General features: G+C 59.4%; 17 protein-coding genes, 1 tRNA gene and 3 pseudogenes. 19 read left to right on the plus strand and 2 right to left on the minus strand.

Features of this window, described 5'->3' with window-relative positions; genetic code table 11:
• The first annotated feature begins 36 nt into the window (after positions 1-36).
• The 12 genes from ACX3YF_RS30990 (at position 37) to ACX3YF_RS31045 (ending at position 13,963) form a co-directional block, all read left to right on the plus strand.
• Positions 37-1,104 (plus strand): putative urea ABC transporter substrate-binding protein, encoded by a 1,068-nt coding sequence (locus tag ACX3YF_RS30990; protein WP_448645975.1) that lies wholly within the window; start codon positions 37-39, stop codon positions 1,102-1,104.
• A 15-nt stretch (positions 1,105-1,119) separates the two neighbouring features.
• Complete coding sequence (locus ACX3YF_RS30995; protein WP_198132081.1) at positions 1,120-1,935, plus strand: ABC transporter permease; 816 nt, start codon at positions 1,120-1,122, stop codon at positions 1,933-1,935.
• Positions 1,932-2,720 (plus strand): ABC transporter ATP-binding protein, encoded by a 789-nt coding sequence (locus tag ACX3YF_RS31000; protein ID WP_448645974.1) that lies wholly within the window; start codon positions 1,932-1,934, stop codon positions 2,718-2,720. Before ACX3YF_RS30995 ends, ACX3YF_RS31000 begins: the two co-directional genes overlap by 4 nt.
• A gap of 13 nt (positions 2,721-2,733) precedes the next feature.
• On the plus strand, positions 2,734-3,459 hold the full coding sequence (locus ACX3YF_RS31005) for an urea amidolyase associated protein UAAP1 (RefSeq protein ID WP_130208640.1): 726 nt from the start codon (positions 2,734-2,736) through the stop codon (positions 3,457-3,459).
• A gap of 11 nt (positions 3,460-3,470) precedes the next feature.
• Positions 3,471-4,121, plus strand: coding sequence for an urea amidolyase associated protein UAAP2 (locus tag ACX3YF_RS31010; RefSeq protein WP_130208642.1), 651 nt, complete (start codon positions 3,471-3,473; stop codon positions 4,119-4,121).
• Between the two features lie 286 nt (positions 4,122-4,407).
• Positions 4,408-8,052, plus strand: a complete 3,645-nt coding sequence (uca, locus tag ACX3YF_RS31015) for an urea carboxylase (protein ID WP_458974818.1) — start codon at positions 4,408-4,410, stop codon at positions 8,050-8,052.
• Positions 8,053-8,076: 24 nt separating this feature from the next.
• Entirely contained in the window at positions 8,077-9,855 is a 1,779-nt protein-coding gene (gene atzF, locus ACX3YF_RS31020; protein WP_130208646.1) for an allophanate hydrolase, read from the plus strand.
• A 137-nt stretch (positions 9,856-9,992) separates the two neighbouring features.
• Positions 9,993-11,480: a sensor domain-containing diguanylate cyclase gene (locus ACX3YF_RS31025; RefSeq protein ID WP_130208648.1), complete on the plus strand. Its 1,488-nt coding sequence runs from the start codon at positions 9,993-9,995 to the stop codon at positions 11,478-11,480.
• A gap of 6 nt (positions 11,481-11,486) precedes the next feature.
• Positions 11,487-11,705, plus strand: a complete 219-nt coding sequence (locus tag ACX3YF_RS31030) for a cysteine-rich CWC family protein (protein WP_458974819.1) — start codon at positions 11,487-11,489, stop codon at positions 11,703-11,705.
• Between the two features lie 33 nt (positions 11,706-11,738).
• On the plus strand, positions 11,739-12,431 hold the full coding sequence (locus tag ACX3YF_RS31035) for a pseudouridine synthase (RefSeq protein ID WP_130208652.1): 693 nt from the start codon (positions 11,739-11,741) through the stop codon (positions 12,429-12,431).
• Between the two features lie 310 nt (positions 12,432-12,741).
• Positions 12,742-13,626, plus strand: a complete 885-nt coding sequence (locus ACX3YF_RS31040; RefSeq protein WP_130208654.1) for an alpha/beta fold hydrolase — start codon at positions 12,742-12,744, stop codon at positions 13,624-13,626.
• 263 nt (positions 13,627-13,889) lie between these two features.
• A tRNA-Gly gene (locus tag ACX3YF_RS31045) sits at positions 13,890-13,963 on the plus strand.
• A 249-nt stretch (positions 13,964-14,212) separates the two neighbouring features.
• Here ACX3YF_RS31045 and ACX3YF_RS31050 read toward each other — a convergent pair.
• Positions 14,213-15,814, minus strand: coding sequence for a GGDEF domain-containing protein (locus ACX3YF_RS31050; protein WP_448645970.1), 1,602 nt, complete (start codon positions 15,812-15,814; stop codon positions 14,213-14,215).
• Positions 15,815-17,074: 1,260 nt separating this feature from the next.
• Between ACX3YF_RS31050 and ACX3YF_RS31055 the strand changes: the two are divergent.
• The 3 genes and pseudogenes from ACX3YF_RS31055 to ACX3YF_RS31065 all read left to right on the plus strand — a co-directional run.
• Positions 17,075-17,836 (plus strand): annotated as a pseudogene (locus tag ACX3YF_RS31055) (MCP four helix bundle domain-containing protein); the annotation flags it as partial.
• A gap of 126 nt (positions 17,837-17,962) precedes the next feature.
• Entirely contained in the window at positions 17,963-18,691 is a 729-nt protein-coding gene (locus tag ACX3YF_RS31060; RefSeq protein ID WP_458974878.1) for a methyl-accepting chemotaxis protein, read from the plus strand.
• Positions 18,692-18,895: 204 nt separating this feature from the next.
• Entirely contained in the window at positions 18,896-19,195 is a 300-nt protein-coding gene (locus tag ACX3YF_RS31065) for a chorismate mutase (protein WP_198132070.1), read from the plus strand.
• A 72-nt stretch (positions 19,196-19,267) separates the two neighbouring features.
• Here ACX3YF_RS31065 and ACX3YF_RS31070 read toward each other — a convergent pair.
• A pseudogene (locus tag ACX3YF_RS31070) lies at positions 19,268-19,342 on the minus strand (LysE family translocator); the annotation flags it as partial.
• A 248-nt stretch (positions 19,343-19,590) separates the two neighbouring features.
• Here ACX3YF_RS31070 and ACX3YF_RS31075 point away from each other — a divergent pair.
• The 4 genes and pseudogenes from ACX3YF_RS31075 to ACX3YF_RS31090 all read left to right on the plus strand — a co-directional run.
• Positions 19,591-20,670 carry an ArsO family NAD(P)H-dependent flavin-containing monooxygenase gene (locus ACX3YF_RS31075; RefSeq protein WP_458974820.1) on the plus strand — a complete coding sequence of 360 codons (1,080 nt, stop codon included), beginning with the start codon at positions 19,591-19,593 and terminating at the stop codon, positions 20,668-20,670.
• Between the two features lie 27 nt (positions 20,671-20,697).
• The gene (locus tag ACX3YF_RS31080; protein ID WP_458974821.1) at positions 20,698-21,735 is read left to right on the plus strand and encodes a permease; all 1,038 of its coding nucleotides are present in this window, start codon (positions 20,698-20,700) and stop codon (positions 21,733-21,735) included.
• 19 nt (positions 21,736-21,754) lie between these two features.
• Positions 21,755-21,991, plus strand: a complete 237-nt coding sequence (locus tag ACX3YF_RS31085; protein ID WP_047526614.1) for a thioredoxin family protein — start codon at positions 21,755-21,757, stop codon at positions 21,989-21,991.
• A 326-nt stretch (positions 21,992-22,317) separates the two neighbouring features.
• Positions 22,318-22,895 (plus strand): annotated as a pseudogene (locus ACX3YF_RS31090) (methyl-accepting chemotaxis protein); the annotation flags it as partial.

The raw sequence follows: 22,895 nt of genomic DNA on the forward strand, positions 1-22,895 counted from the left end.
CCTTCCTGTCCGTCCTTGACCAACTGGAGAACCACCATGTCCCAGCTTCGTTTACCCGCCTTGCTCGCCGCTGCCTTCGCCGCCCTCGTGAGCCTCTCTTCCCAAGCCGCGCAGAAAGACCACTTCAGCGTCTGCTGGACCATTTATGCCGGCTGGATGCCCTGGGAATACGCCGGCAGCCAAGGCATCGTCGACAAATGGGCGAAGAAGTACGGCATCAAGATCGATGTGGTCCAGCTCAACGACTATGTCGAATCGATCAACCAGTACACCGCCGGCCAGTTCGATGGTTGCACCATGACCAACATGGATGCGCTGACCATCCCCGCCGCCGGTGGCGTCGACAGCACGGCGCTGATCGTCAGCGACTTCTCCAACGGCAATGACGGCATCGTGCTCAAGGGCGAAGGCAAGAAAGTCGCCGACCTCAAGGGCATGGACGTCAACCTCGTCGAACTGTCGGTGTCGCACTACCTGCTGGCCCGTGCCCTGGATTCGGTGGACCTCACCGAGAAAGACCTGAAAGTGGTCAACACCTCCGACGCCGATATCTCGGCAGCTTTCAACACCGATCAGGTCAACGCCGTGACCACCTGGAACCCGATGCTCTCGGACATCAAGGCCAAGCCTGCGGTGACCGAAGTGTTCAACTCCAGCCAGATCCCCGGCGAAATCATGGACATGATGGTGGTCAACTCCCAGACCCTCAAAGACAACCCGGCCCTGGGCAAAGCCCTGACCGGCGCCTGGTTCGAAGTCGTCGAACTGATGAACGCGAAAAACGCCGCGAGCAAAAGCGCGCTGGAACACATGGCCAAAGCCTCGGGCACTGACCTGGCCGGTTTCCAGGCTCAGCTGGACACCACCAAGTTGTTCGCCACGCCTCAAGAGGCCCTGGCGTTCAGCACCAGCAAGCAATTGCCGGAAACCATGCGCAGGGTCGCCGAGTTCTCGTTCGAGCACGGCTTGCTGGGTGAAGGCGCCAAGGACACCAGCGCGGTCGGCATGGCCTTCGCCAACGGCGTGACCAGCGGCGACAAAGGCAACCTCAAGCTGCGCTTCGATCCGAGTTACGTGCAGATGGCCGCCGACGCCAAGCTGTAAGAGGAGGACTTGGCCATGCGCCTGATCAATCGTCACCCGGACAGCCCGAGCCGCCTGCTGTTGGTGATCCTGCCGTTCGCCCTGGTGCTGTTCGCCTATTTCATGGGCTCGGCCGAACGGCTGACGGACAACCCCAACGACAAGTTGCTGCCCAGCGCCGTGCAGATGACCGATGCGGTCAAACGCCTGGCCTTCGTCGCCGACAGCCGCACCGGTGAATACGTACTGTGGCAGGACACTGCCTCCAGCCTGCGCCGCCTGGCCATCGGCCTGGGCATCAGCGCGCTGGCCGGGCTGTGCCTGGGCATGGCCGCTGGCACCCTGCCGCTGTTCGGCGCACCGCTGTCGCCACTGCTGACGGTGCTGTCGATGGTGCCGCCGCTGGCGATCCTGCCGATCCTGTTCATCGTCTTCGGCCTGGGAGAATTGTCGAAGGTGATGCTGATCGTGATCGGCATCACCCCTGCCCTGGCCCGAGACCTGGAGCAGCGCGCCCGGGACATTCCCGTGGAGTTGCTGATCAAGGCCCAGACCCTCGGCGCCTCGACCTGGACCCTGATGCTGCGAGTGGTGCTGCCGCAATTGCTGCCGCGCCTGTTGATCTCGCTGCGCCTGATGCTCGGTTCGGCGTGGCTGTTCCTGATTGCCGCCGAAGCCATCGCCTCCACCGACGGCCTCGGTTACCGGATCTTCCTGGTGCGCCGCTACCTGGCCATGGATGTGATTCTGCCCTACGTGGTGTGGATCACCCTGCTCGCCTGGCTGATGGATTGGGGGCTCAAATACCTGACCCGTCGCGCGTTTCCCTGGTATGAGGGGGCCGCCAAATGAGCTTCATCACGGTGAACAACGTCTGGCAGCAATACGCCGATCAAGTGGTACTCGAAGGCCTGAACCTGAACATCAATGAGGGTGAGTTCTGCACCCTGGTCGGCGCGTCCGGTTGCGGCAAGTCGACCTTCCTGCGCCTGTTGCTGGGCCAGGAGCGCGCCAGTCGCGGCGAAATCCTGCTCGACGGCCAGCCGCTGGCCGGTGAACCGGACGCCAGCCGTGGCGTGGTGTTTCAACGCTACTCGGTGTTCCCGCACCTGAGCGTACTGGACAACGTCGCCCTCGGCCTCGAACTGCCGCGCTCGCCGTTGCTCGGGCGCCTGTTCGGCAGCGCCAAGCGTGAGGCGCGGGAACAGGCTTCGGTGCTGCTGCACAAAGTCGGTCTCGGGCACTCGCTGGACAAGTACCCGGCGCAGCTTTCCGGTGGCATGCAGCAACGCTTGGCCATTGCCCAGGCGCTGGTCATGAAGCCGCGCGTGTTGCTGCTCGATGAGCCCTTCGGCGCGCTCGATCCGGGCATCCGCAAAGACATGCACGCCTTGTTGCTGGAGCTGTGGCGCGAAACCCGACTGACGGTGTTCATGGTCACCCATGACCTGTCCGAAGGCTTCAGCCTCGGCACGCGCCTGCTGGTGTTCGACAAGGTCCGCGTCGACCCGCATGCCCCCGGTGCCTATGGCGCACGCATCACCTACGACATCCCTTTGAACAGCGACCGCCGCGCCCAACGCGCCGCCGTCGACGCCCTGCCGATGCCCCTGGCAGGCACGCTTCGTCTCGCTTAGAGGAATTCTGAAAATGACTGATTCGACTCAACTGTTCCCGCCCTTCGCCGAAGAAATGCTCCCCGGCGGCGGCCATCGTTCCTTCGTCCTGAAACGCGGCCAACTGCTGCGCCTGACCGACCTGCGCGGCGGTGCCAACGTCAGCCTGACACTGCTCAACGCCAATGAAAAAACCGAACGCCTGAACCTGCCCGACAGCCTCAAATGCCAGCACACCGCCAAGCTCACCGCTGGCCATTGCCTGTACTCGGACATGGGCCGCGTACTGGCCGCCATCACCGCCGACACCTGCGGCTGGAGCGACAGCCTCGGCGGCGTACTGTGCGCTGAAGAAGTCGCGGAAAAATATGGTGCCGGCCGCTATCAGGAACTGCGCAACGGCTTCTTCCGCAACGGCACCGACAACCTTTTGGTGGAACTGGGCAAGTGGGGGCTGGGCCTGTCGGACCTGCTGATGACCCTCAATCTGTTCAGCCGGGTGAACGTCGACGATGCCGGGCGCTTCCACTTCGTCGAAGGCCACTCGAAGGCCGGCGATTACATCGAGTTGTACGCGCCGATGGACACCCTGGTGGTGCTGACCGCCCTGCAACACCCGATGGACCCATCGCCGGACTATGCGCCGAAACCGCTGAAGCTCAGCTGGATGAACGCCGACGCCAGCGTCGCCGAACACTGCCGCACCTCGCGCCCGGAAAACGAGCGCGGCTTCATCAACACCGACCGTCTGTTCGCCTGAGGATCGCTGCCATGTCACTCGCTATCGCCACCGCCGCTACCACAAACCGGCAGCCAGAAAACGCGATCTACCGCGCCACCATCCCCGCCGGCGAACCCTGGCTGATGGAGGTCAAGGCTGGCCAGACCCTGCGCATCCTTGACCTGGAAGGCAACCAGGCCGTCGACACCCTGTTCTACAGCGTCGCCAACCCGAAAGAACGCTACGACGTGCAACGCACCCTGCGTCGGCAGAACAGCGTCTACCTGAGCACCGGCAGCGTGCTGTATTCCAACCTCGGCAAGCCGATGCTGACCATCGTCGCCGACACCTGCGGCCGTCACGACACCCTCGGCGGCGCCTGCGCCCAAGAGAGCAACACCGTGCGTTACGCCCTGGAAAAACGCTACATGCACAGCTGCCGCGACAACTACCTGCGTGCCTGCGTGCACGACGGGCGCCTGGGCAAGGGCGACATCGGGCCGAACATCAACTTCTTCATGAACGTGCCGGTCACCGCTGACGGCGGCCTGACCTTCGAGGACGGAATTTCCGCGCCGGGCAAATACGTCGACCTGCGCGCCGAGATGGACGTGATCGTGCTGATCTCCAACTGCCCGCAACTGAACAACCCGTGCAACGCCTACAACCCGACACCTGCGGAGCTGCTGGTATGGAACTGAAACTCAGCCCTTTGCGCCGCTGGTTGTTTGCCCTGTGCCAGGCCCGTTCGGGGCAGTGCACCAAACCTAAAGAACACCACCAGCCACTGTAGGAGCGAGCCTGCTCGCGAAAAACCAGAGGCCACCGCTGGGCATCTGGTGCTACGCGTCATCGTTCACGTCCATCGCGAGCATGCTCGCTCCTACAGGGGTCAGCGTTGAAGAAAAAAGATTTTTCCGTCGGGGACGACCCCGGCGCTCATCGAAAAACTGCGGGACGGCCCGCATCCCCTTCAGGGGTTATGCCATGTTCGAAAAAGTCCTGATTGCCAACCGTGGCGCCATTGCCTGCCGCATCCTGCGTACCTTGCGCGACCTGCAAGTCCAGGGCGTTGCCGTTTACTCCGAAGCCGATGCCGCCAGCCTGCACATCCTGCACGCCGATGAAGCCCACAGCCTCGGTGAAGGCGCGGCCTCCGGCACCTATCTGGCGGTCGACAAAATCCTCGCCATCGCCAAGGCCACTGGCGCCACGGCGATTCATCCCGGCTACGGATTTCTGTCGGAAAACGCCGCGTTCGCCGAAGCCTGCGAAATCGCCGGCATCGCTTTTATCGGCCCGACGCCAGAACAACTGCGTGTGTTCGGTCTCAAGCACACCGCCCGTGCCCTGGCCAAGCAGCACGGCGTGCCGATGCTCGAAGGCACCGGGTTGCTCGACAGCCTCGACGCGGCACTGATCGCTGGCGAGCAGGTCGGCTATCCGGTCATGCTCAAAAGCACCGCCGGCGGTGGCGGTATCGGCATGCGCGTGTGCCGCAGCGCGGCCGAGTTGAGCGAATCCTTCGAGGCCGTGAAGCGCCTTGGCCAGAACAACTTCAGCGACGCTGGCGTGTTCATCGAGAAGTACATTCAGCGCGCCCGGCACCTGGAGGTGCAGGTGTTCGGCGATGGCCGTGGCGAGGTCATCGCCCTCGGCGTACGCGATTGTTCGGTGCAACGGCGCAACCAGAAAGTCCTCGAAGAAACCCCGGCGCCAAACCTGCCCGAGGGCATGGCCGATGAACTCTGCGCAGCGGCGATCAAACTGGCCAAAGCAGTGAATTACCGCAGCGCCGGCACCGTCGAGTTTGTGTTCGACAGCGATGCCCAGCGCTTCTATTTCCTTGAAGTGAACACCCGCCTGCAGGTGGAGCACGGCGTCACCGAACAGGTGTGGGGGGTGGATCTGGTGCGCTGGATGGTGCAACTGGCGGCCGGAGATTTGCCGCCGCTGCAAGCCTTGCGTCAAGGACTGCGGCCGGAAGGTCATGCGATTCAGGCGCGCTTGTATGCGGAAGATCCGGGCCGGGATTTTCAACCCAGTCCAGGCTTGCTGACGGCTGTGAATTTTCCCGCCGCCAACGGCATCCAACTGCGTATCGACACCTGGGTCGAGGCCGGTTGCGAGATCCCGCCGTACTTCGACCCGATGATCGCCAAGGTCATCAGCTGGGCACCGACACGCGAACAGGCCCGCGCCGATCTGCATCAGGCCTTGGGCGACAGCCTGCTCTACGGCGTGGAAACCAACCGCGATTACCTGCGGCAGATCCTGCTCGATGCGCCCTTCGCCAGCGGCCAGCCGTGGACCCGCTGCCTGGAAGGCCTGGTGTATCAGGCCAACACCTTCGAAGTGCTGAGCGCCGGCACCCAGACCAGCGTTCAGGACTATCCGGGGCGCCTCGGCTATTGGGCAGTCGGCGTACCGCCGTCGGGGCCGATGGACAGTCGTGCCTTGCGCCTGGGCAACCTGTTGCTGGGTAACGAGGAAGGCGCTGCGGCGCTGGAAATCACCATGAGCGGACCCTTGCTGCGCTTCAATTGCGACGCGGTGGTGGCGGTGACCGGGGCAGTGATTCCCCTGACGCTGAACGGTGAATCGGTGCCGATGAATACGGCGCTCCTGGTTCCTGCAGGCGCAACCTTGAGCCTGGGTACCATCGCCGGGACCGGCGCACGCAGCTATCTGTGCCTGCGTGGCGGCTTGCAGGTTCCGGATTACCTGGGCAGCAAAAGCACCTTCACCCTCGGCCAGTTTGGTGGTCACGGCGGTCGTGCCTTGCGGGCGGGTGATGTGTTGCATGTACTGGCGTTGAATGACCGCAGCGTCGGTGCGCAACTGCCTGAAACTCAAGTCAGCGGGCTGCCTGCCGTGCGGCAGATCCGGGTGATCTACGGTCCCCATGGCGCCCCGGAATACTTTACCGAAAACTACATCGGCACCTTCTTCGCGACGCAGTGGGAAGTGCATTTCAACTCCAGCCGAACCGGCGTGCGCCTGATCGGGCCCAAACCCGAGTGGGTGCGTGCCGACGGCGGTGAAGCCGGCCTGCATCCCTCGAACATTCATGACAATCCGTATGCCATCGGCGCCGTGGATTTCACCGGCGACATGCCGGTGATCCTCGGTCCGGACGGCCCGAGCCTAGGCGGGTTTGTCTGCCCGGTGACGGTGATCGAGGCGGATCTCTGGCAGTTGGGGCAGCTCAAGGCCGGGGACAAGGTGCAGTTCGTCCCGGTCGATCTGAAGACCGCCCGCAACCTCGCCTTGAAATGGGCCACCTGTGGGAGCGAGCCTGCTCGCGATAGCGGTGTTTCAGATACATCAATGTTGCCTGAGAGGGCCCCATCGCTGGCAAGTCAGCTCCCACAGGCGGTTGTGTCGCCTGTGGTTTTGGACATTGGGCAGGACGATACGCGGTTGGTGGCGCGCCTATCCGGTGATACTCACCTGCTGCTGGAAATCGGCGCGCCGGAACTGGACCTGGTCCTGCGTTTCCGCGCCCACGCCCTGATGCAGGCGCTGGAAAGCAAACGCCTGCACGGCGTGATCGACCTGACACCGGGCATCCGCTCGCTGCAAGTGCACTACCAGCCCGAGCAACTGCCGCTGGCCGATCTGCTCGGCATCGTCGCCGGCGAATGGGACGCCGTGTGCGCGGCCAAGGACCTGCAAGTGCCGTCGCGCATCGTCCATCTGCCCCTGTCCTGGGACGACCCGGCGTGTCAGTTGGCGATCGAGAAATACATGACCACCGTGCGCAAGGACGCGCCCTGGTGCCCAAGCAATCTGGAGTTCATCCGGCGCATCAACGACCTGCCGAACCTCGATGAAGTGCAGCGCACGGTGTTCGATGCCAGCTATCTGGTGATGGGCCTGGGCGATGTATACCTCGGCGCACCGGTCGCCACCCCGCTCGATCCGCGCCATCGCCTGGTGACCACCAAGTACAACCCGGCCCGCACTTGGACCGCCGAGAACTCGGTGGGCATCGGTGGCGCCTACATGTGCGTGTATGGCATGGAAGGCCCCGGCGGTTATCAGTTCGTCGGGCGCACGCTGCAGATGTGGAATCGCTACCGCGAAGTCGCCGCGTTCGATGGCAAACCGTGGCTGCTGCGGTTCTTCGACCAGATCCGCTTCTACCCGGTGAGCGCCGATGAACTGCTGCGCATCCGCCGGGATTTCCCCCTTGGGCGTTTCGACCTGAACATCGAACACAGTCAGTTGAACCTCGCCGACTACCAGGCGTTTCTGACGCGGGAAGCCGAGACCATCGAGGCGTTTCGCAGCCAGCAACAGGGTGCTTTCAACGCCGAGCGCGAACGCTGGATCGCCAGCGGCCAGGCGCATTTCGACAGCGAAGAGCTGGTCGCGCAAACCACCGAAGACGCACCGCTGGCCAGCGGTCAGCAGAGCGTCGACAGCCACATCGCCGGCAACCTCTGGCAGGTCCAGGTGGACACCGGCACGCGGGTCGAGGCCGGTGATGTGCTGGTGATTCTGGAGTCGATGAAGATGGAAATCCCGCTGCTCGCGCCGATGGCCGGGGTGGTGCGGGAGATTCGCGTGCAGCCGGGTTCGGCGGTGCGTGCCGGACAACGCGTCGTGGTGCTGGAACTCGACTGAACCCATTTGAAAAGGACGAACGTCATGAACATCGATCTGCAACTCGACGCCCTGCGCAACGCTTACCGCGACGGCAGCACCACGCCCCGGCAACTGCTGCTGAGCCTGCGAGACAAAGCCGCGGCGCTGAACCCGGACTATCACCTGTTCATCCACTTGCTCAGTGTCGAAGAACTGGAACCTTACCTCGCCGCCCTCGACGGTCGCGACATCGACAGCCTGCCGCTGTACGGCGTGCCGTTCGCGATCAAGGACAACATCGATCTGGCGGGCATTGCGACCACGGCGGCCTGCCCGGCTTTCGCCTATGTGCCGCAGCGCTCGGCGACCATCGTCGAGCAACTGCTGGCGCTGGGCGCGGTGCCGCTGGGCAAGACCAACCTTGACCAGTTCGCCACCGGCCTCAATGGCAGCCGTTCGCCTTACGGCGCATGCCCGAACAGCGTGTTGCCGGAGTATCCGTCGGGTGGCTCCAGCGCCGGTTCGTCGCTGGCCGTGGCGCTCGGAGTGGCGAGTTTTGCCTTGGGCACCGACACGGCGGGATCGGGGCGCGTGCCGGCGGCATTGAATAATCTGGTGGGGCTCAAAGCGACCAAGGGACTGATCTCTACCGCTGGCGTGGTACCCGCCTGCCGCACCCTCGATTGCGTGACCACCTTCACCGCCACCGCGCGGGAAGCCAGCCAGTTGCTGGCGCTCACTGCGCACCTCGACCCACGGGACGAGTACAGCCGCAGTAACCCGTTGTGGAATGACGGCTCGGCCTTCGGCGCGCTGCGTCCATTGCGTTTCGGTGTGCCGCGATCCCAGGACCTGGAATTCTTCGGCTGCACTGAAGGGCCGCTGTTGTTCGCCGAAGCCGTCGAGCAACTCAAGGCCCTGGGCGGTGAAGCCGTGGAGCTGGATCTGTCGCCCTTCCTCGAAGCCGCGCGCCTGCTTTACGAAGGCCCGTGGGTGGCCGAGCGCTACAGCGTGGCCGGCGAACTGATGGAGCAAAATCCCGAGGCCGTGCTGCCAGTGATCCGCGCTGTGCTGGCCAAGGCCCCGGCGGTCAGCGGGGTGCAAACCTTCCGCGCCCAGTATCGACTGCAAGCGCTCAAAGCCCTGTGTGACAAGGCACTCGAGGGTCTTGATTGCGTGCTCACACCGACCATCGGCCGCCCCGTCACGCTGGCGGAGCTTGAAGCCGAACCGGTGCTGCGCAACTCGGAACTCGGTTACTACACCAACTTCATGAACCTGCTCGATTACGCCGCCGTCGCCGTGCCCAGCGGTTTCATGGGCAATGGCCTGCCGTGGGGCGTGACGCTGTTCGGGCGGGCGTTCACCGACCAGTACCTGTTGAGCGTGGCGGCTGGCCTGCAGCGCCAGCAAGGTTCAACCGAGCCGGCACCGACGACGGTGGCGCGGAACGACCGCGCGCGGCTGGTGGTCTGCGGCGCGCACCTCGATGGCCTGGCACTGAACTGGCAATTGAAGCGCCGTGGGGCCCGGCTGGTCGATACCACCCAGAGTTCGCCTGATTATCAACTGTATGCACTGGCCGGCGGCCCGCCGTTTCGTCCAGGCATGGTTCGGGTAAGCGAGGGCGGCGTGGCGATTGCCGTAGAAGTGTGGGAATTGCCGAGCAGTGAATTGGGCTCGTTCCTGACTGGCATTCCGGCGCCGCTGGGCCTGGGCAAAGTACAACTGGCGGATGGTCGCTGGGAGAGCGGATTCATCTGCGAGGCCTATGGGTTGGAGGGTGCGGTGGATATCACTCGTTTCGGCGGATGGCGAGCCTATCTGAAAAGCCTCGTCTGACAGTGATCCTGTGGGAGCGAGCTTGCTCCCACGAGGTCCAGGCAAGATTTATGACCATTCGTGGCACACATGGAGCAGTTATTTCCCGGCAGTGCCATTAGAATGCTGCCATCGGATTACTGCCAACGGAATGTGTCATGCCGCTTCGCTCGCCGCTGTATTCTCAACGCTCGTTGATTCTCACGCTGATCGCGTTGCTGGGCGCCGGCTTCCTGGCCACTTCGTTTCTCAGTTACCACGCGTCGCGCACGTCGATCCGCGACAGCATCGTCAACACTGAGTTGCCGCTGACTTCGGACACGGTCTACTCGGAAATCCAGAAAGACCTGGTCCGACCGATCCTGATTTCCTCGATGATGTCCCGCGACACCTTCATGCGCGACTGGGTGGTCAACGGCGAACGCGACCCCGTCCCGATGACCCGCTACCTCAACGAGGTCATGACCCATTACGGCGCCTACACGGCGTTTTTCGTCTCCGACGCCAGCCTGACCTACTACCACGCCAAGGGCGTACTGAAACAGGTCAAGGTGACCGAGCCCCGCGATGCCTGGTACTTTCGCGTGCGCGACATGAAGGATCCCTACGAGATCAACGTCGATCCCGACATGGCCAACAAGGACAACCTGACCGTCTTCATCAACTACAAGGTCTATGACTACAACAACCGGTTCATCGGTGCGGCCGGTGTCGGCCTGACCGTCGATGCGGTGATCAAGCTGATCGACAAGTACCAGCAGCACTACCAGCGCAGCGTGTATTTCGTCGACACCTTCGGACGCGTGGTACTGACCGGTGCCGAGGGTGGCCCGCAAGGCGCCCAGGTCGGACAATCGCTGAGCGAAATCGACAGCATGAAAGACCTGGTCAGCCAGTTGCCCAAACCCCACAGCGGCAGCTACGAGTACTCCGGCGCGGGCCAGGGGCATTTTCTCAATGTGCGGTTCATCCCGGAGCTGAACTGGTATTTGTTCGTCGACAAACTCGAAGACAGCGACCTCAGTGACATCCGTCGCTCGCTCTACCTCAACCTGCTGATCTGCCTGATCGTCACGCTGATCGTGCTCGCACTGCTCAACCGGGCAATCAAACGCTATCAGGACAAGATCCAGGCCCAGGCCACCCTCGACAGCCTGACCGAATTGCCCAACCGTCGCGGCTTCGACCTGCTGGCCGCACAAGCGATGCAGGAAGCCCAACGCGAACCCAAACCGCTGACCGCGTTGCTGCTGGACCTGGACCACTTCAAGGTGTTGAACGACACCTACGGCCACCTGGCCGGTGACCAGGTGCTGATCGGCTTCGCACGGGACCTGGAGAGCTGCCTGCGCCAATCCGACATCGTCTGCCGCTGGGGCGGCGAAGAGTTTATCGTGCTGCTCAAGGACACCGACGGTGAGTCCGGTCTGATGATCGCCGAGAAAATCCGCCAGCATGTGGCACACCAGCGCTATGCCTACAACGGCAGTAGCCTGCATGTGACGGTCAGCATCGGCCTGACCACCCTGCGGGTCGACGACACCTTGCACACCTTGCTGTCGCGGGCCGATCATGCGATGTATCGGGCCAAACAATCCGGCCGCAACCGTACGTGCGTGGAAATGCCTCAATCCGTCTATGGCTAACGACTCATGAATCAGCCAGACCTCTGCCCGGCCTGCGGTGCGCCCAATGACTGCACCCTGGCGGATCCGCGAACCGCTGACCGGGCATGCTGGTGCTATGGCGTCAGCATCGACCCGGCGATACTCCAGGCATTGCCGCCCGAGCTGCGCAATACGTCCTGCCTGTGCCCGCGCTGCGCCGCCGTCGAGGCGCAGTTGCAAGCGGCGCCCCGGCCAATCGAGTAAGATGCGCGGCCCCTTTTTCGCCGATCCTTAGCCATGCGCGTCGACCGCTTCCTCAGCAACCTGCCCTGCTTCAACCGTCAGCAGGTGCGCCTGTTGCTGGTGGAAAAACGCGTGAGGATTGACGGAAAAATCACCCGCGACCCGCATGCCGACGTCCGTGAGTTCAGCCGCGTCGAGGTCGACGAGCAAGTGCTGCAGGCCGGCAAACCGGTTCGCCACTTCATGCTGCACAAGCCCGCCGGTTGCGTCAGCGCCACCCGTGACCCGCAGCATCCGACGGTGCTCGACCTGATCCATGAGCCGGACAAGGATGAGCTGCACATCGCCGGTCGACTGGATTTCAACACCACCGGCCTGATGATCATCACCAACGACGGCAGTTGGTCGCGGCGCCTGACCCAACCGCAAACCAAACTGCCAAAGGTCTATTACGTCGAAACCGAACAGGAAATCGGCCCCGAGTACGCGCTCAAATTCAGCGAAGGCCTGTACTTCGCCTTCGAAGACCTCACGACCCAACCCGCCGGGCTAGAGCTGCTGGGGCCCAAATCCGCGCGACTGAGCATCGTTGAGGGCCGTTATCACCAGGTCAAGCGCATGTTCGGACACTTCGACAACAAAGTGCTGCGCCTGCATCGCGAACGCATGGGGCCTCTGGTGCTCGATGAGGCGCTGAAACCGGGCGAATACCGTCCGCTGAGCTTTGACGAGATCGAAATGATCTAAGCCGCCTACCGCTGAGCAGAAGTTGTCGAACAATTTACCAACGGCACTTGCGTGATCGCGTCTCCCCTGCTTGAATCAGGTCGTCAGCCGAAATGTGACTGACGAGTCACAAGATGCATCCAAGAAACTTTTTGCCGGTAGAGAACCTTCAGGTTCCGCCTCCCCGGCAAACTGCCCGCCAATAATAATACCCGTCGACCTGCCGTACCGGATCGACATGGGCCTCTCAAATTCCAGGCGTATGCCTACCTGTCACAAAGCTCGTGCAATCTCTTTTGCGCGCATACCCGCTTGCCAGGAGTCTTATGACATGAGGCCAGAAATCGCTGTGCTGGATATACAGGGTCAGTATCGGGTTTACACGGAGTTCTATCGCGCAGACGCCGCAGAGAAGACCATTATTCTGGTCAACGGCTCGATGGCCACGACTGCGTCGTTTGCTCAAACCGTGAAAAACCTGCACCCACAGTTCAATGTGGTCTGCTACGACCAGCCCTACGCGGGCAAGTCAAAGGCCCACAACCTGCATGAGAAATTGCTGACCAAGGAAGTCGAGGGGCAGATCCTCCTGGAGCTGATCGACCACTTCGCCGCCGAACACGTGCTGTCGTTTTCCTGGGGTGGCGCCGCGACACTGGTCGCACTCGCCCACCAGCCACGGCGCATCGAAAAAGCCGTGATCAGCTCGTTCTCGCCGGAGATCAACGCGCACATGCTCGACTACCTCGAGCGCGGTGTGGATTACCTCGGCTGCCGCGATGGCGACCGGGTCGGCAACCTGGTGAACAGCACCATCGGCAAACACTTGCCGACGCTGTTCAAGCGCTTCAACTACCGGCACGTCAGCAGCCTGGCCGACCATGAATACGGGCAGATGCATTTCCACATCAGCGACCTGCTGCACAGTGATCGCCAGTGCTTTTTCAAGGCTGCGCAGCGAATCAACGTACCGGTGCTGTTCATGAACGGCGAATGGGACGAATACACCGCCGCCGAAGGCGCCCGGTTGTTCGCCGACCACGTGCAACACGCCACCTTCACGACGCTTGAAGCCACCGGCCACTTTCTCGACATGGAGCACAAAGCCGCCTGCCGGGACAGCCGCAACGCACTGCTTGGGTTCCTGAAACCGGCACAGCACGAAAGCCGACCGCGTTACCACTACGTCCAGGACCACCATGCATTGGCAATCTGAAACAGAGTCATCGCGAGCAAGTTTCGCCCCGCAGCGTTAAACGCATTCCTGCACGTGCGAGGCTTGCCCGCGATAGACCGCCAAGCGCTTCAACTGCGTTAAACCCGCCCCACGTAAAGAAAAACTTCAAATCCCCAGCCGTATCTGGTACAAAGTCACCGCTCTGAGCGGGTGTCGCATAATGGCATTACTCCAGCTTAACAAGCTGATAACGAGGGTTCTTATTGAACAACCCGCTTGAGTGCACGGTGAACGCGAGTAATGCGGGTATAGTTTAGTGGCAAAACGAAAGCTTCCCAAGCTTTAGTTGAGGGTTCGATTCCCTCTACCCGCTCCACCTCCCTCCAGTATTTCCGGGCCTTCCAGCCGACTTTCTCTCCGCTTTCGAACCTTCAATCCCACCTCGCTGCCCCCCCTGCCAGCTCATTCTGGCGCTGGATTGTGTCCTCAGCATCCTGCTTGCGGGATAGGCCGGAACCAAGCCTCGGATCGCCACGTTCTCCCGGAACGGAGTGCAGCTCAAAACCACTGAACGCTGAAAGCGACTCGGACTATCTGAAGACCCAAACTAAGTACGCGAAAGCACCTACGAGACCGAGGGCGATTCAAGTGGGTGGCCTACGGGCCTGGGCGGTACATGTATCGCGCACCCGACACAATGCAGAGCTTGCTGACGACGACGCTGCTTATTGGCGTACATCGCGGCATCTGCAGATGCAAGCAACTCCCCCAGAGGCTTCAGCTCATTTGGCGAACAACGAACAGCACCGATACTTAAGCCGATAGGATAACGACAGCGTTCACTACCATTGAATTCGTCGACCAGTGCTTGCACACGAGCAGAGAGCGCATCCGAGGACTCCCCCGCGTCGACAGCCAGAACTACAAACTCATCACCGCCGATCCTGGCGACAATGTCACTCACTCTAAATGCTGATTTGAGCACCTGCGCAGCCGCTATGATCGCCAGGTCGCCCGCCTCATGGCCGTGGATATCATTAAGTTTTTTCAGACCGTCGAGATCAACAAAAAACAACAAGCAGGATTGATCATTACGGCGAGCAGAGCGCATTAGCTGGTCAGCCAAAAGAAAAAAGCTGCGGCGATTGTGCAAACCGGTCAGTTCATCCGTCAGTGACAGTCGGCGCACATCATCTTCGACCTTTTGTCGCTGCGATATTTCGTCCGTTAGTTTGCTGTTCACCGCTTCGAGGGCACGAGTTCGTTCGAACACCCGCAACTCAAGGGATGCATTCAGCGCAGCCAGTTCCGCCTGAGCATTCCCTCTCGACTTATCGAGCTGACAAAGATGCCTCGCAGTTCGCAGGATTACCGCAACGAGCATGGCTATGCTCAGCGTCGCCATCAAGGCCAGGCTGAACCGCTTATCGTAGTAGCCCAACCTTTCACCGACCAGCAGAGCACCTCCGATGCCGAGAATGACCACCGGGATACTGGCGAGCAAGCTTCTGGCAACCTCACCACCCGCTGTGTCGCTTATCAGTAACTCGACGAATTCGGAACGCTCCTGGATAACCAGCAGTCCGGTATTGAACAGGATCAGCGCAATAGCCGTATGGATGGCCATGGAGCTATAGAGGCCCACCGAGTAAAGCGCGCTGACATCGAACAAATAACCCACAAACGCCATCAGGCTAATAAATAGCGCTGATGAAGCGAATATTTGCGGCAGCAATGGCCTGCCCTCAAGCAGCAGGCCAAAGCCGGAAAGCAGAAAACACAGCGCTGTCGCCGGCGCCATTCGCCCCGGAAAAAGAACAGGTTGAGTGCGCTGAAGCTCGAAAGGAAGGAGCAAATCAATAGCGAGATCAACCGACATGACATATTCAACGAGGGTCAGTCCTCCAACCAGTATCGTCACGACAGCGCCAAGCCGTCTGATCCAGTTTCCGGCCAGGGACACTCTAAACGTAGCGCACCACAGTCCCACACCGAGGACAGCGAACGTGCAGGCGGTATTGACCACCATTGCAGTCCAGCCAGGCAGCACTGCCTTTAGCGAAGGCACATCAAGCAGCCAGCCAACCAGCACAACCAAGCCGATTATCATCACAGTGACGGCGGCCAGCCGGGCATAGGTTATGAACTGACGCCGCCTTTTTACTTGGCTGAGTTCCGGCTCCGCCGTCATCGTCATCCCCGCTAATGTGTAGTTGAATGCGGCCATTATGCGGGTATGCATTCAGCCCCGCCAATGTGATGAGGCTGTTGATATCGACGCCGAATTGACCGAGTGCCGACGCAAGACTGGCCCACCTCCAAATCGGAGCAAATTCAGCCAAGTTGGTTGTCAGCAAGGAACAGATCGGGTCAGGGACATCTCGGTAACCGGGTCAATTTGGCGTCGGCGCCTACACCCTGAACCTTCTGCGTGGAACTCGATTCCGACCGTTCCAACAGCGTCGGCGAGATATGAACACCGTGCAATCCATCTGATGAGAAGCTGGCGTGTAATGAAATCCGGATCGGTAATTGAAGTCTTGCCCCAACTCTTTCTGAATCCACTCCAGAAACCTTCTGAGCGGAGGTCAGTTTTAATGCGCTCTTGAAAAAACAACCAAAACCCAATGACTGCCACCGTTCAAGACGATTAAATTTTTTCCAAGTGCCTCACCCGAACAAATACGAAGAATTTTCAAATACCACATTTCAGCTTTTGAGGGCCCTGAGATTGCGCCCCATTAATGGGCGCCTTCAGAACGCATGCTCACAAACAGGGCAAAATCGAAACGGACTGCATGCCCCCACTGAAAGGCTTCCAATGCCTGAAATAAAAATTTCTTGATGCGTACAAGCCCTGTTTTTCAAAGGGTACGAGATTTTTTGGCACGATCGTGCACGCTTATCATGACCAGCGACAGATAACAACCCATCAATTCGGCATGGTAATTGCCGCAGATTCAGCACGCCAAAGTCGCAAATAGATATCTAAATGTCGCTTATAAAATTTCAATACGACCAATTCATGATATACGGCGATCACCTTGTTTTGAATCGAAAAGCTGGGTACGAGCAGCCCTGCCGACCCAGTCTGCCAGACCATCCAGTAATCCAAAAAAAACAGACCGACGCTCTCGTTGAAATGGCCATGCAACTTTTACACGACCAAACAAATAGCAATTGCGCACTTATTAAAATCGATCACATCCATCAATTGTCACTTCGCAATCCAGATACTTTAAATAATTCACAACGAATATTGCATATTCCATTCAGGCTATGACGTGCTTACTCGTCAGCGGACTGAATCGCAAATCGAACCACCTGACTTAACACACTCCGTTTCGCATGCCTAACGCGAAGGCAAGTACTTAAGTCCAGAGATACCCAGTAAAAACAGTTTGAAGTTTCCACTTACCCACATTAACGAAACAACACTTGCCGGGTCATCTCGCTGTGGCAAGCCATACGAAACAGGATCGCACTCATGCAGCAATTCACTATTCGAACCCGACTATTAATGCTAGTTGGCGCCATGTTGATCGGCTGCATAATTATCGGATTGATGGGGCTCAGTGCTCTTCAGAGAAGCGTCGCTGGCCTCAATACGGTTTATCTGGATCGAGTCGTTCCGCTGCGTGACCTGAAAACCATCGCCGACCTGTATGCGGTGAAAATTGTCGATAGCAGCCACAAGGCGCGTAGCGGCCGCATGACCTATGCACAAGCCGAGCATGAGGTGAAAGACGCCGATCGGCAGATCGACACTCTCTGGCCCGCCTACCAAAAGACCCAGATGATCGATGAAGAACAACGTTCGGTCGACGTTCTTGCCAAACTGGTGGAACACGCTCAAGAACCCATTGATCGCTTGAAGGGCATTTTGGAACGTGGCGACAAGGCGGCACTCGATGCCTTCGTCGAAAATGAAATGTACTCGGTGATTGATCCGCTTTCGGAGGGCTTCAGCAACCTCATCCAGATCCAACTGGAGGAATCAAAGCGCGTCTATGACGCCGCCGTTGTCCTGTATGACTCTACCCGCACCATGTTAGTGCTGCTGCTCTTGGGAACGCTGATTTGCGGTGGTGTCTTCGCCACTCTGCTTATACGTAGCATCATTCAGCCTTTGGCGACGCTTAAGGATGCAGCGGCTCGTGTAGCGGCTGGCGACCTGAGCCAGTCGATTCAGGTCAGCGGCCGCGATGAAGTGACCGACGTGCAGAAATCTGTGCAGACGATGCAGGTGACTCTTCGCGATACCTTGCAGGACATCCAAGGCTCGGCGACTCAATTGGCGGCTGCCGCTGAAGAACTTCAGGCAGTCACTGAGGGCACAGCCCAGGGTATCCATCGGCAAAATGACGAGATGCAAATGGCAGCGACGGCCGTAACCGAAATGTCCGCTGCAGTGGATGAAGTCGCGGACAACGCCGGCCGCACGTCCAACGCTTCACACGAAGCGATGGTGTTGGCAGATGGGGGACGCAAACAGGTTGTTCTCACCCGCGAGACTATCGATCAGCTCAGCGGCAAGCTTCATGAAACCACCAGCACCGTCTTCCGCCTGGCTGAGGAGGCATCGAACATCGGTCGCGTATTGGACGTGATCCGCGCCATTGCCGAGCAAACCAACTTGCTTGCCCTCAATGCTGCGATTGAGGCGGCCCGCGCTGGTGAGGCAGGCCGTGGTTTTGCGGTAGTCGCCGACGAAGTTCGCAATTTGGCTCAACGCACCCAAACCTCGACTCAAGAAATCGAACGAATGATTTCTGCCATCCAAAGCGTGACGCAAGAGGGTGTTCGTGACATGCAGCAGAGCGGCGAGTTTGCTGCGCGCAGTCAGACAATGGCCAGTGAAGCGGATCAGGCGCTGACCTTGATCGCCGAGCGGATCACCGAAATCAACGGGATGAACCTGGTGATTGCCAGCGCAGCAGAAGAGCAAGCCCAAGTGGCGCGAGAAGTCGATCGTAACTTAGTGGCAATCAGCGACATATCCAAGCAGAGTACAGACGGAGTTCAGCAGACCTCCGTGGCCAGTGAAGAGCTGGCGCGCTTGGCCACACATCTCAACAATCTGGTCAATCGCTTTAGTATGTAGCCCCTGGCCCTGCCAGTACTGTCTGCCATTACCCGGCAGACAGTCGCTTTGCTTTGGATCGCGGACAAAGACTCAATCCACCTGGCTCGCCACCGAGCCCATGGATAGGCGTGTCGGCACTGAAACTGCGCTGGCCAGGGTGATCGCGGTGATCAGTGCGGAAAAACTGACGCATTCCGGTTACTTAAAAGGAAATTTTTTTATATGGAAGTACGTTGCACATCAATCGAAGAAGTTCGTCAGCACATAGACCGTATCGACCGCGATGTGGTTGCACTCCTCGCCAGGCGCGGCAACCTCGTCACCCAGGCGGCGGCTTTCAAGAAAACCACTGATGATGTGCGCGCTCCAGCTCGGGTTGAACAGGTCATCAGCAAAGTGCGCGCAATCGCAAACGATTCCGGTGCCTCACCTGATGTCGTGGAGCGGGTATACAGAGCCATGATCTCTGCATTCATTGACGAAGAGTTGAAAACTCACTCAGCCCTGAAAGACAAGTCTTAAAGTCGTCGGTTTTCATCATCACCGAGGCTCAGCGAGGCTGAAATTTCAGCCCCGCACGCCAATACATTGATCCTATTTTTGGCTGAGCGCCGCTATCGATACTCCCGAAGCGACGAAGGTGAGTCCCGCCCCTACATTCAGGCCATTCCGGGCTGCGAAGTCAAAGCCACTGGATTTGAGAAAATGTGTTTATCGAACGGTTATCCCCATGTTTATAAAAATGACTCGTCACAGAATGTGACCACACTTCCCCCCCTTCTGACGTGCATGCTCCAACTGCCGGCAGCAAGCGCCGGCACCGCGCAGGAGGCGCCCAACCTATGAGCTGGATCAGTTGAGTTCAAACCGGGGTCGCTATACTGGCTACCGCCCAACATCGACTCAAGGTTTTCCCCATGATTCCTTCGCCCAGCGACCAACGAGATGTAGTGATTATCGGTGGGGGTCAGTCAGCCTTGGCGGTAGCGTATTTCCTGCGCCGAACTCAACTTTCGTTCGTTATCCTCGACGCAGAGGAGGAGCCCGGTGGTGCCTGGGGGCATGGCTGGAACTCGCTGCGTTTATTCTCCCCGTCCACCTGGAGTTCGATCCCTGGCTGGATGATGCCTCCTGCGCAGGAGGGGTATCCAACGCGAAATCATGTAATCGACTACCTCAACCAATATGAGCAGCGCTATCAGTTTCCTGTTGAGCGTCCGGTTCGGGTCACCGCTGTGGAGCGTACTGAAATTGGCTTACGAGTACGTTCCGACGACAGGTATTGGGATGCCAGGGTTGTCATCAGCGCCACCGGCACCTGGAGCAGTCCGTATATCCCTCACTACCCTGATGCCGAGTTATTCGCCGGTCGGCAATTGCACTCCGCGAACTATGTTGATGCACAAGCCTTTGCTGGCAAGAAGGTTTTGGTGGTGGGTGGTGGCAATTCAGGAGCGCAGATTTTGGCAGAAGTCTCCAAGGTCGCCGAGACCACTTGGGTAACCCCTGCCGAGCCGGTGTTTTTGCCTGACGACGTGGATGGACGGGTACTGTTCGAGCGCGCCACCCAGCGCTTGAAGGCCCAGCAGGAGGGGCGTGTCATTGACCAGCCCGTCGGCGGGTTGGGGGACATTGTCATGGTGCCGCCAGTGCTGGAAGCCCGTGAGCGTGAAGCCCTCAAATCCGTGCGCCCCTTTGAACGCTTCACTCGCGATGGTGTGATGTGGGCCGATGGATCTGAATCCGCAGTGGATGTGGTGATCTGGTGTACCGGGTTCAGGCCCGCACTTCAGCATCTGGACTCGTTGGGGGTGATCAACACTGAAGGTCGTGTTGAGGTCGACGGCACTCACTCGATCCAGGAACCAAGACTATGGCTGGTGGGCTATGGCGAGTGGACGGGTTCGGCTTCCGCCACACAGATCGGTGTAACACGCACAGCACGCAGCACAGTCAATGAGATCGCAACCTATCTTGGCGATCCGTCCGTGGCCTAGTGCGCCTACATCCCAGGAGTAGAGGACATGAATGAAATGATCGTGCGCTGGCCGGAGCGCAATCCCCGCCTGTTTTTAGCGGTAGCAGCGCTTGTCTGGTTCGGATTGTATGAAGCCCTGATACCTGTTTCAGAGGCTTTGGTCGCAGCGCTTCCGGTTGATCGCAACAGCCACTTGGGAGGTGCCTTACAGTTTTTTTTCTACGACACGCCCAAGGTGCTGATGCTGTTGACCGGCATCGTGTTCCTGATGGGCATGATCAATTCCCACTTCACGCCTGAACGCACCCGCGCAATGTTGGCAGGTCGAAGCGAGGGCACGGCCAATGTCATGGCGGCCACTCTCGGTGTGTTTACCCCGTTTTGCTCGTGCTCGGCCGTTCCTCTGTTTATAGGTTTTGTTCAAGCCGGAGTGCCCCTGGGGGTGACGTTCTCTTTCCTCATTTCTGCGCCCATGGTGAATGAGGTAGCGCTGACACTGCTGCTTGGCCTGTTCGGCTGGAAAGTTGCATTGCTGTACCTCAGCCTGGGGTTGTTTATTGCGATTGTTGCCGGTTGGGTCATTGGGCGTCTGAAAATGGAGACCTATCTGGAAGACTGGGTCCGTGATATGCCCAAGATCCAGGCAACCGCCGGGGATACGAGTATGCCGCTGTATGAGCGGATAAATGCCGGGTTCAGCAGCGTGCGTGAAATCGTCGGAAAAGTATGGCCTTACATCCTTGCGGGTATTGCCATTGGCGCAGGCATTCACGGGTATGTGCCTGAGGATTTCATGGCCAGCTTCATGGGCAAGGAAGCCTGGTGGTCAGTTCCGCTCGCGGTTCTTATCGGCATCCCCATGTATACCAATGCGGCAGGCATCATCCCCATTGTGCAGGCACTGCTCGCAAAGGGCGCAGCGCTGGGTACTGTGCTGGCCTTTATGATGAGTGTCATCGCTCTATCCCTTCCTGAGATGGTGATCTTGCGCAAGGTGTTGAAAGTTCGCCTGATAGCCACCTTCATTGGAGTTGTCGCCGTTGGCATTCTCATCGTTGGTTACGTCTTCAACTTCGCGTTGTAATCCACCTACCGAGGTTTTTATGAAAGACATCAAGGTTCTGGGCACCGGTTGTGCAAAATGTAAATCGACAGTAGCCATCATCGAACAGGTGGCGAGTGCGAAAGGCGTCCCCGTAAAGCTGGAAAAAATCGAAGACATGCAACAGATCGTCAGCTACGGGGTCATGTCCACCCCGAGTGTCGTGATTGATGGAAAAGTTGTTCACTCAGGGGGCATCCCGAGCCGTGACAAGGTTGAAGAGTGGCTCAGCGCGTAGATGGGTAGCCTCTGGACGTCCAGACACGCTCGGTGATGAGAGGCCTAAGCAGTACCCAATGCTGAATATCGTGGTGCAGAGCAAAGCCTGAAAATCAACTACGCAATTGCTGCGTCGCGCAACCCATCGCTATAAACGCTGCGCGCAACACGAAGTGGCTCAACGACTTTGAAAATTGCCGAGAGCCTGTGGCATCACTCTTGCTATCTGAAAAATCACATCGGCAGGATTCGCTCCTGCGAGGCAAAGGCGCCTGAACCCGCTGCAGATATTTTGCAGAGGCTTCAGGCGTTTTTTTTTGGCTACCGCATTGGAGATTCAGACACATGAAGTGGCTCACCTACCCTGCGTTCTTGCTGCTGCGCGAACTGGGCATCGCCGGCATGATCCACACGTTGTTAGCGATTAGCCTGACGGGCGGGGCCCTGGCCGCTGCGACGCTACCAACAGGGCCGCTGTGGGCGGTACTGGCCTACCTGGCCATTGCCAGCCTGTGGCTGCTGTTGCAGGAGATCGGGCAGTTGCAACGCTACTGTGAAAACTCCGCCTTGCATGACGCCCACGCGCCACTCAGCGCTGCCGAGTGGTTGCTGCAGCCGATCAAACGAAGCTTTCAGCAGCGGCTAAACCACGAACAACGCCAGCAGCAACTATTGCAGCTGCGTCTGGATGAAATATCCCACTCCTCTCACGAACTCGAACAAAGCGCGGCGCTGGCGACCAGTAACGCCGAAGGGCAAAGCGAATCGGCCACTGTCGCCGCAGCGGCGGTAGAACAACTGAATGTGAGCATTTTGCAGGTGGCGGCGCTGGCCGATGAATCGCGTCAGACCAGCGTCGTGGCCGGCGAACAGTTGGCCGACGGGATCGACCAGCTCACCAACTTGGTGCGGCAGGTGTCCGA

It is taken from the genome of Pseudomonas fluorescens group sp. PF-69, assembly GCF_054481235.1.

Coding starts and splice junctions, on each gene's coding strand:
- ACX3YF_RS31000 (WP_448645974.1), top strand. CDS start 1,932: ATGAGCTTCATCACGGTGAACAACGTCTGGCAGCAATACGCCGATCAA.
- ACX3YF_RS31060 (WP_458974878.1), top strand. CDS start 17,963: ATGGCAGCGACGGCCGTAACCGAAATGTCCGCTGCAGTGGATGAAGTC.
- ACX3YF_RS31035 (WP_130208652.1), top strand. CDS start 11,739: ATGCGCGTCGACCGCTTCCTCAGCAACCTGCCCTGCTTCAACCGTCAG.
- ACX3YF_RS31080 (WP_458974821.1), top strand. CDS start 20,698: ATGAATGAAATGATCGTGCGCTGGCCGGAGCGCAATCCCCGCCTGTTT.
- ACX3YF_RS31005 (WP_130208640.1), top strand. CDS start 2,734: ATGACTGATTCGACTCAACTGTTCCCGCCCTTCGCCGAAGAAATGCTC.
- ACX3YF_RS31010 (WP_130208642.1), top strand. CDS start 3,471: ATGTCACTCGCTATCGCCACCGCCGCTACCACAAACCGGCAGCCAGAA.
- atzF (WP_130208646.1), top strand. CDS start 8,077: ATGAACATCGATCTGCAACTCGACGCCCTGCGCAACGCTTACCGCGAC.
- ACX3YF_RS31065 (WP_198132070.1), top strand. CDS start 18,896: ATGGAAGTACGTTGCACATCAATCGAAGAAGTTCGTCAGCACATAGAC.
- ACX3YF_RS31075 (WP_458974820.1), top strand. CDS start 19,591: ATGATTCCTTCGCCCAGCGACCAACGAGATGTAGTGATTATCGGTGGG.
- ACX3YF_RS31050 (WP_448645970.1), bottom strand. CDS start 15,814: ATGGCCGCATTCAACTACACATTAGCGGGGATGACGATGACGGCGGAG.
- ACX3YF_RS31040 (WP_130208654.1), top strand. CDS start 12,742: ATGAGGCCAGAAATCGCTGTGCTGGATATACAGGGTCAGTATCGGGTT.
- ACX3YF_RS30995 (WP_198132081.1), top strand. CDS start 1,120: ATGCGCCTGATCAATCGTCACCCGGACAGCCCGAGCCGCCTGCTGTTG.
- ACX3YF_RS31085 (WP_047526614.1), top strand. CDS start 21,755: ATGAAAGACATCAAGGTTCTGGGCACCGGTTGTGCAAAATGTAAATCG.
- ACX3YF_RS30990 (WP_448645975.1), top strand. CDS start 37: ATGTCCCAGCTTCGTTTACCCGCCTTGCTCGCCGCTGCCTTCGCCGCC.
- uca (WP_458974818.1), top strand. CDS start 4,408: ATGTTCGAAAAAGTCCTGATTGCCAACCGTGGCGCCATTGCCTGCCGC.
- ACX3YF_RS31025 (WP_130208648.1), top strand. CDS start 9,993: ATGCCGCTTCGCTCGCCGCTGTATTCTCAACGCTCGTTGATTCTCACG.
- ACX3YF_RS31030 (WP_458974819.1), top strand. CDS start 11,487: ATGAATCAGCCAGACCTCTGCCCGGCCTGCGGTGCGCCCAATGACTGC.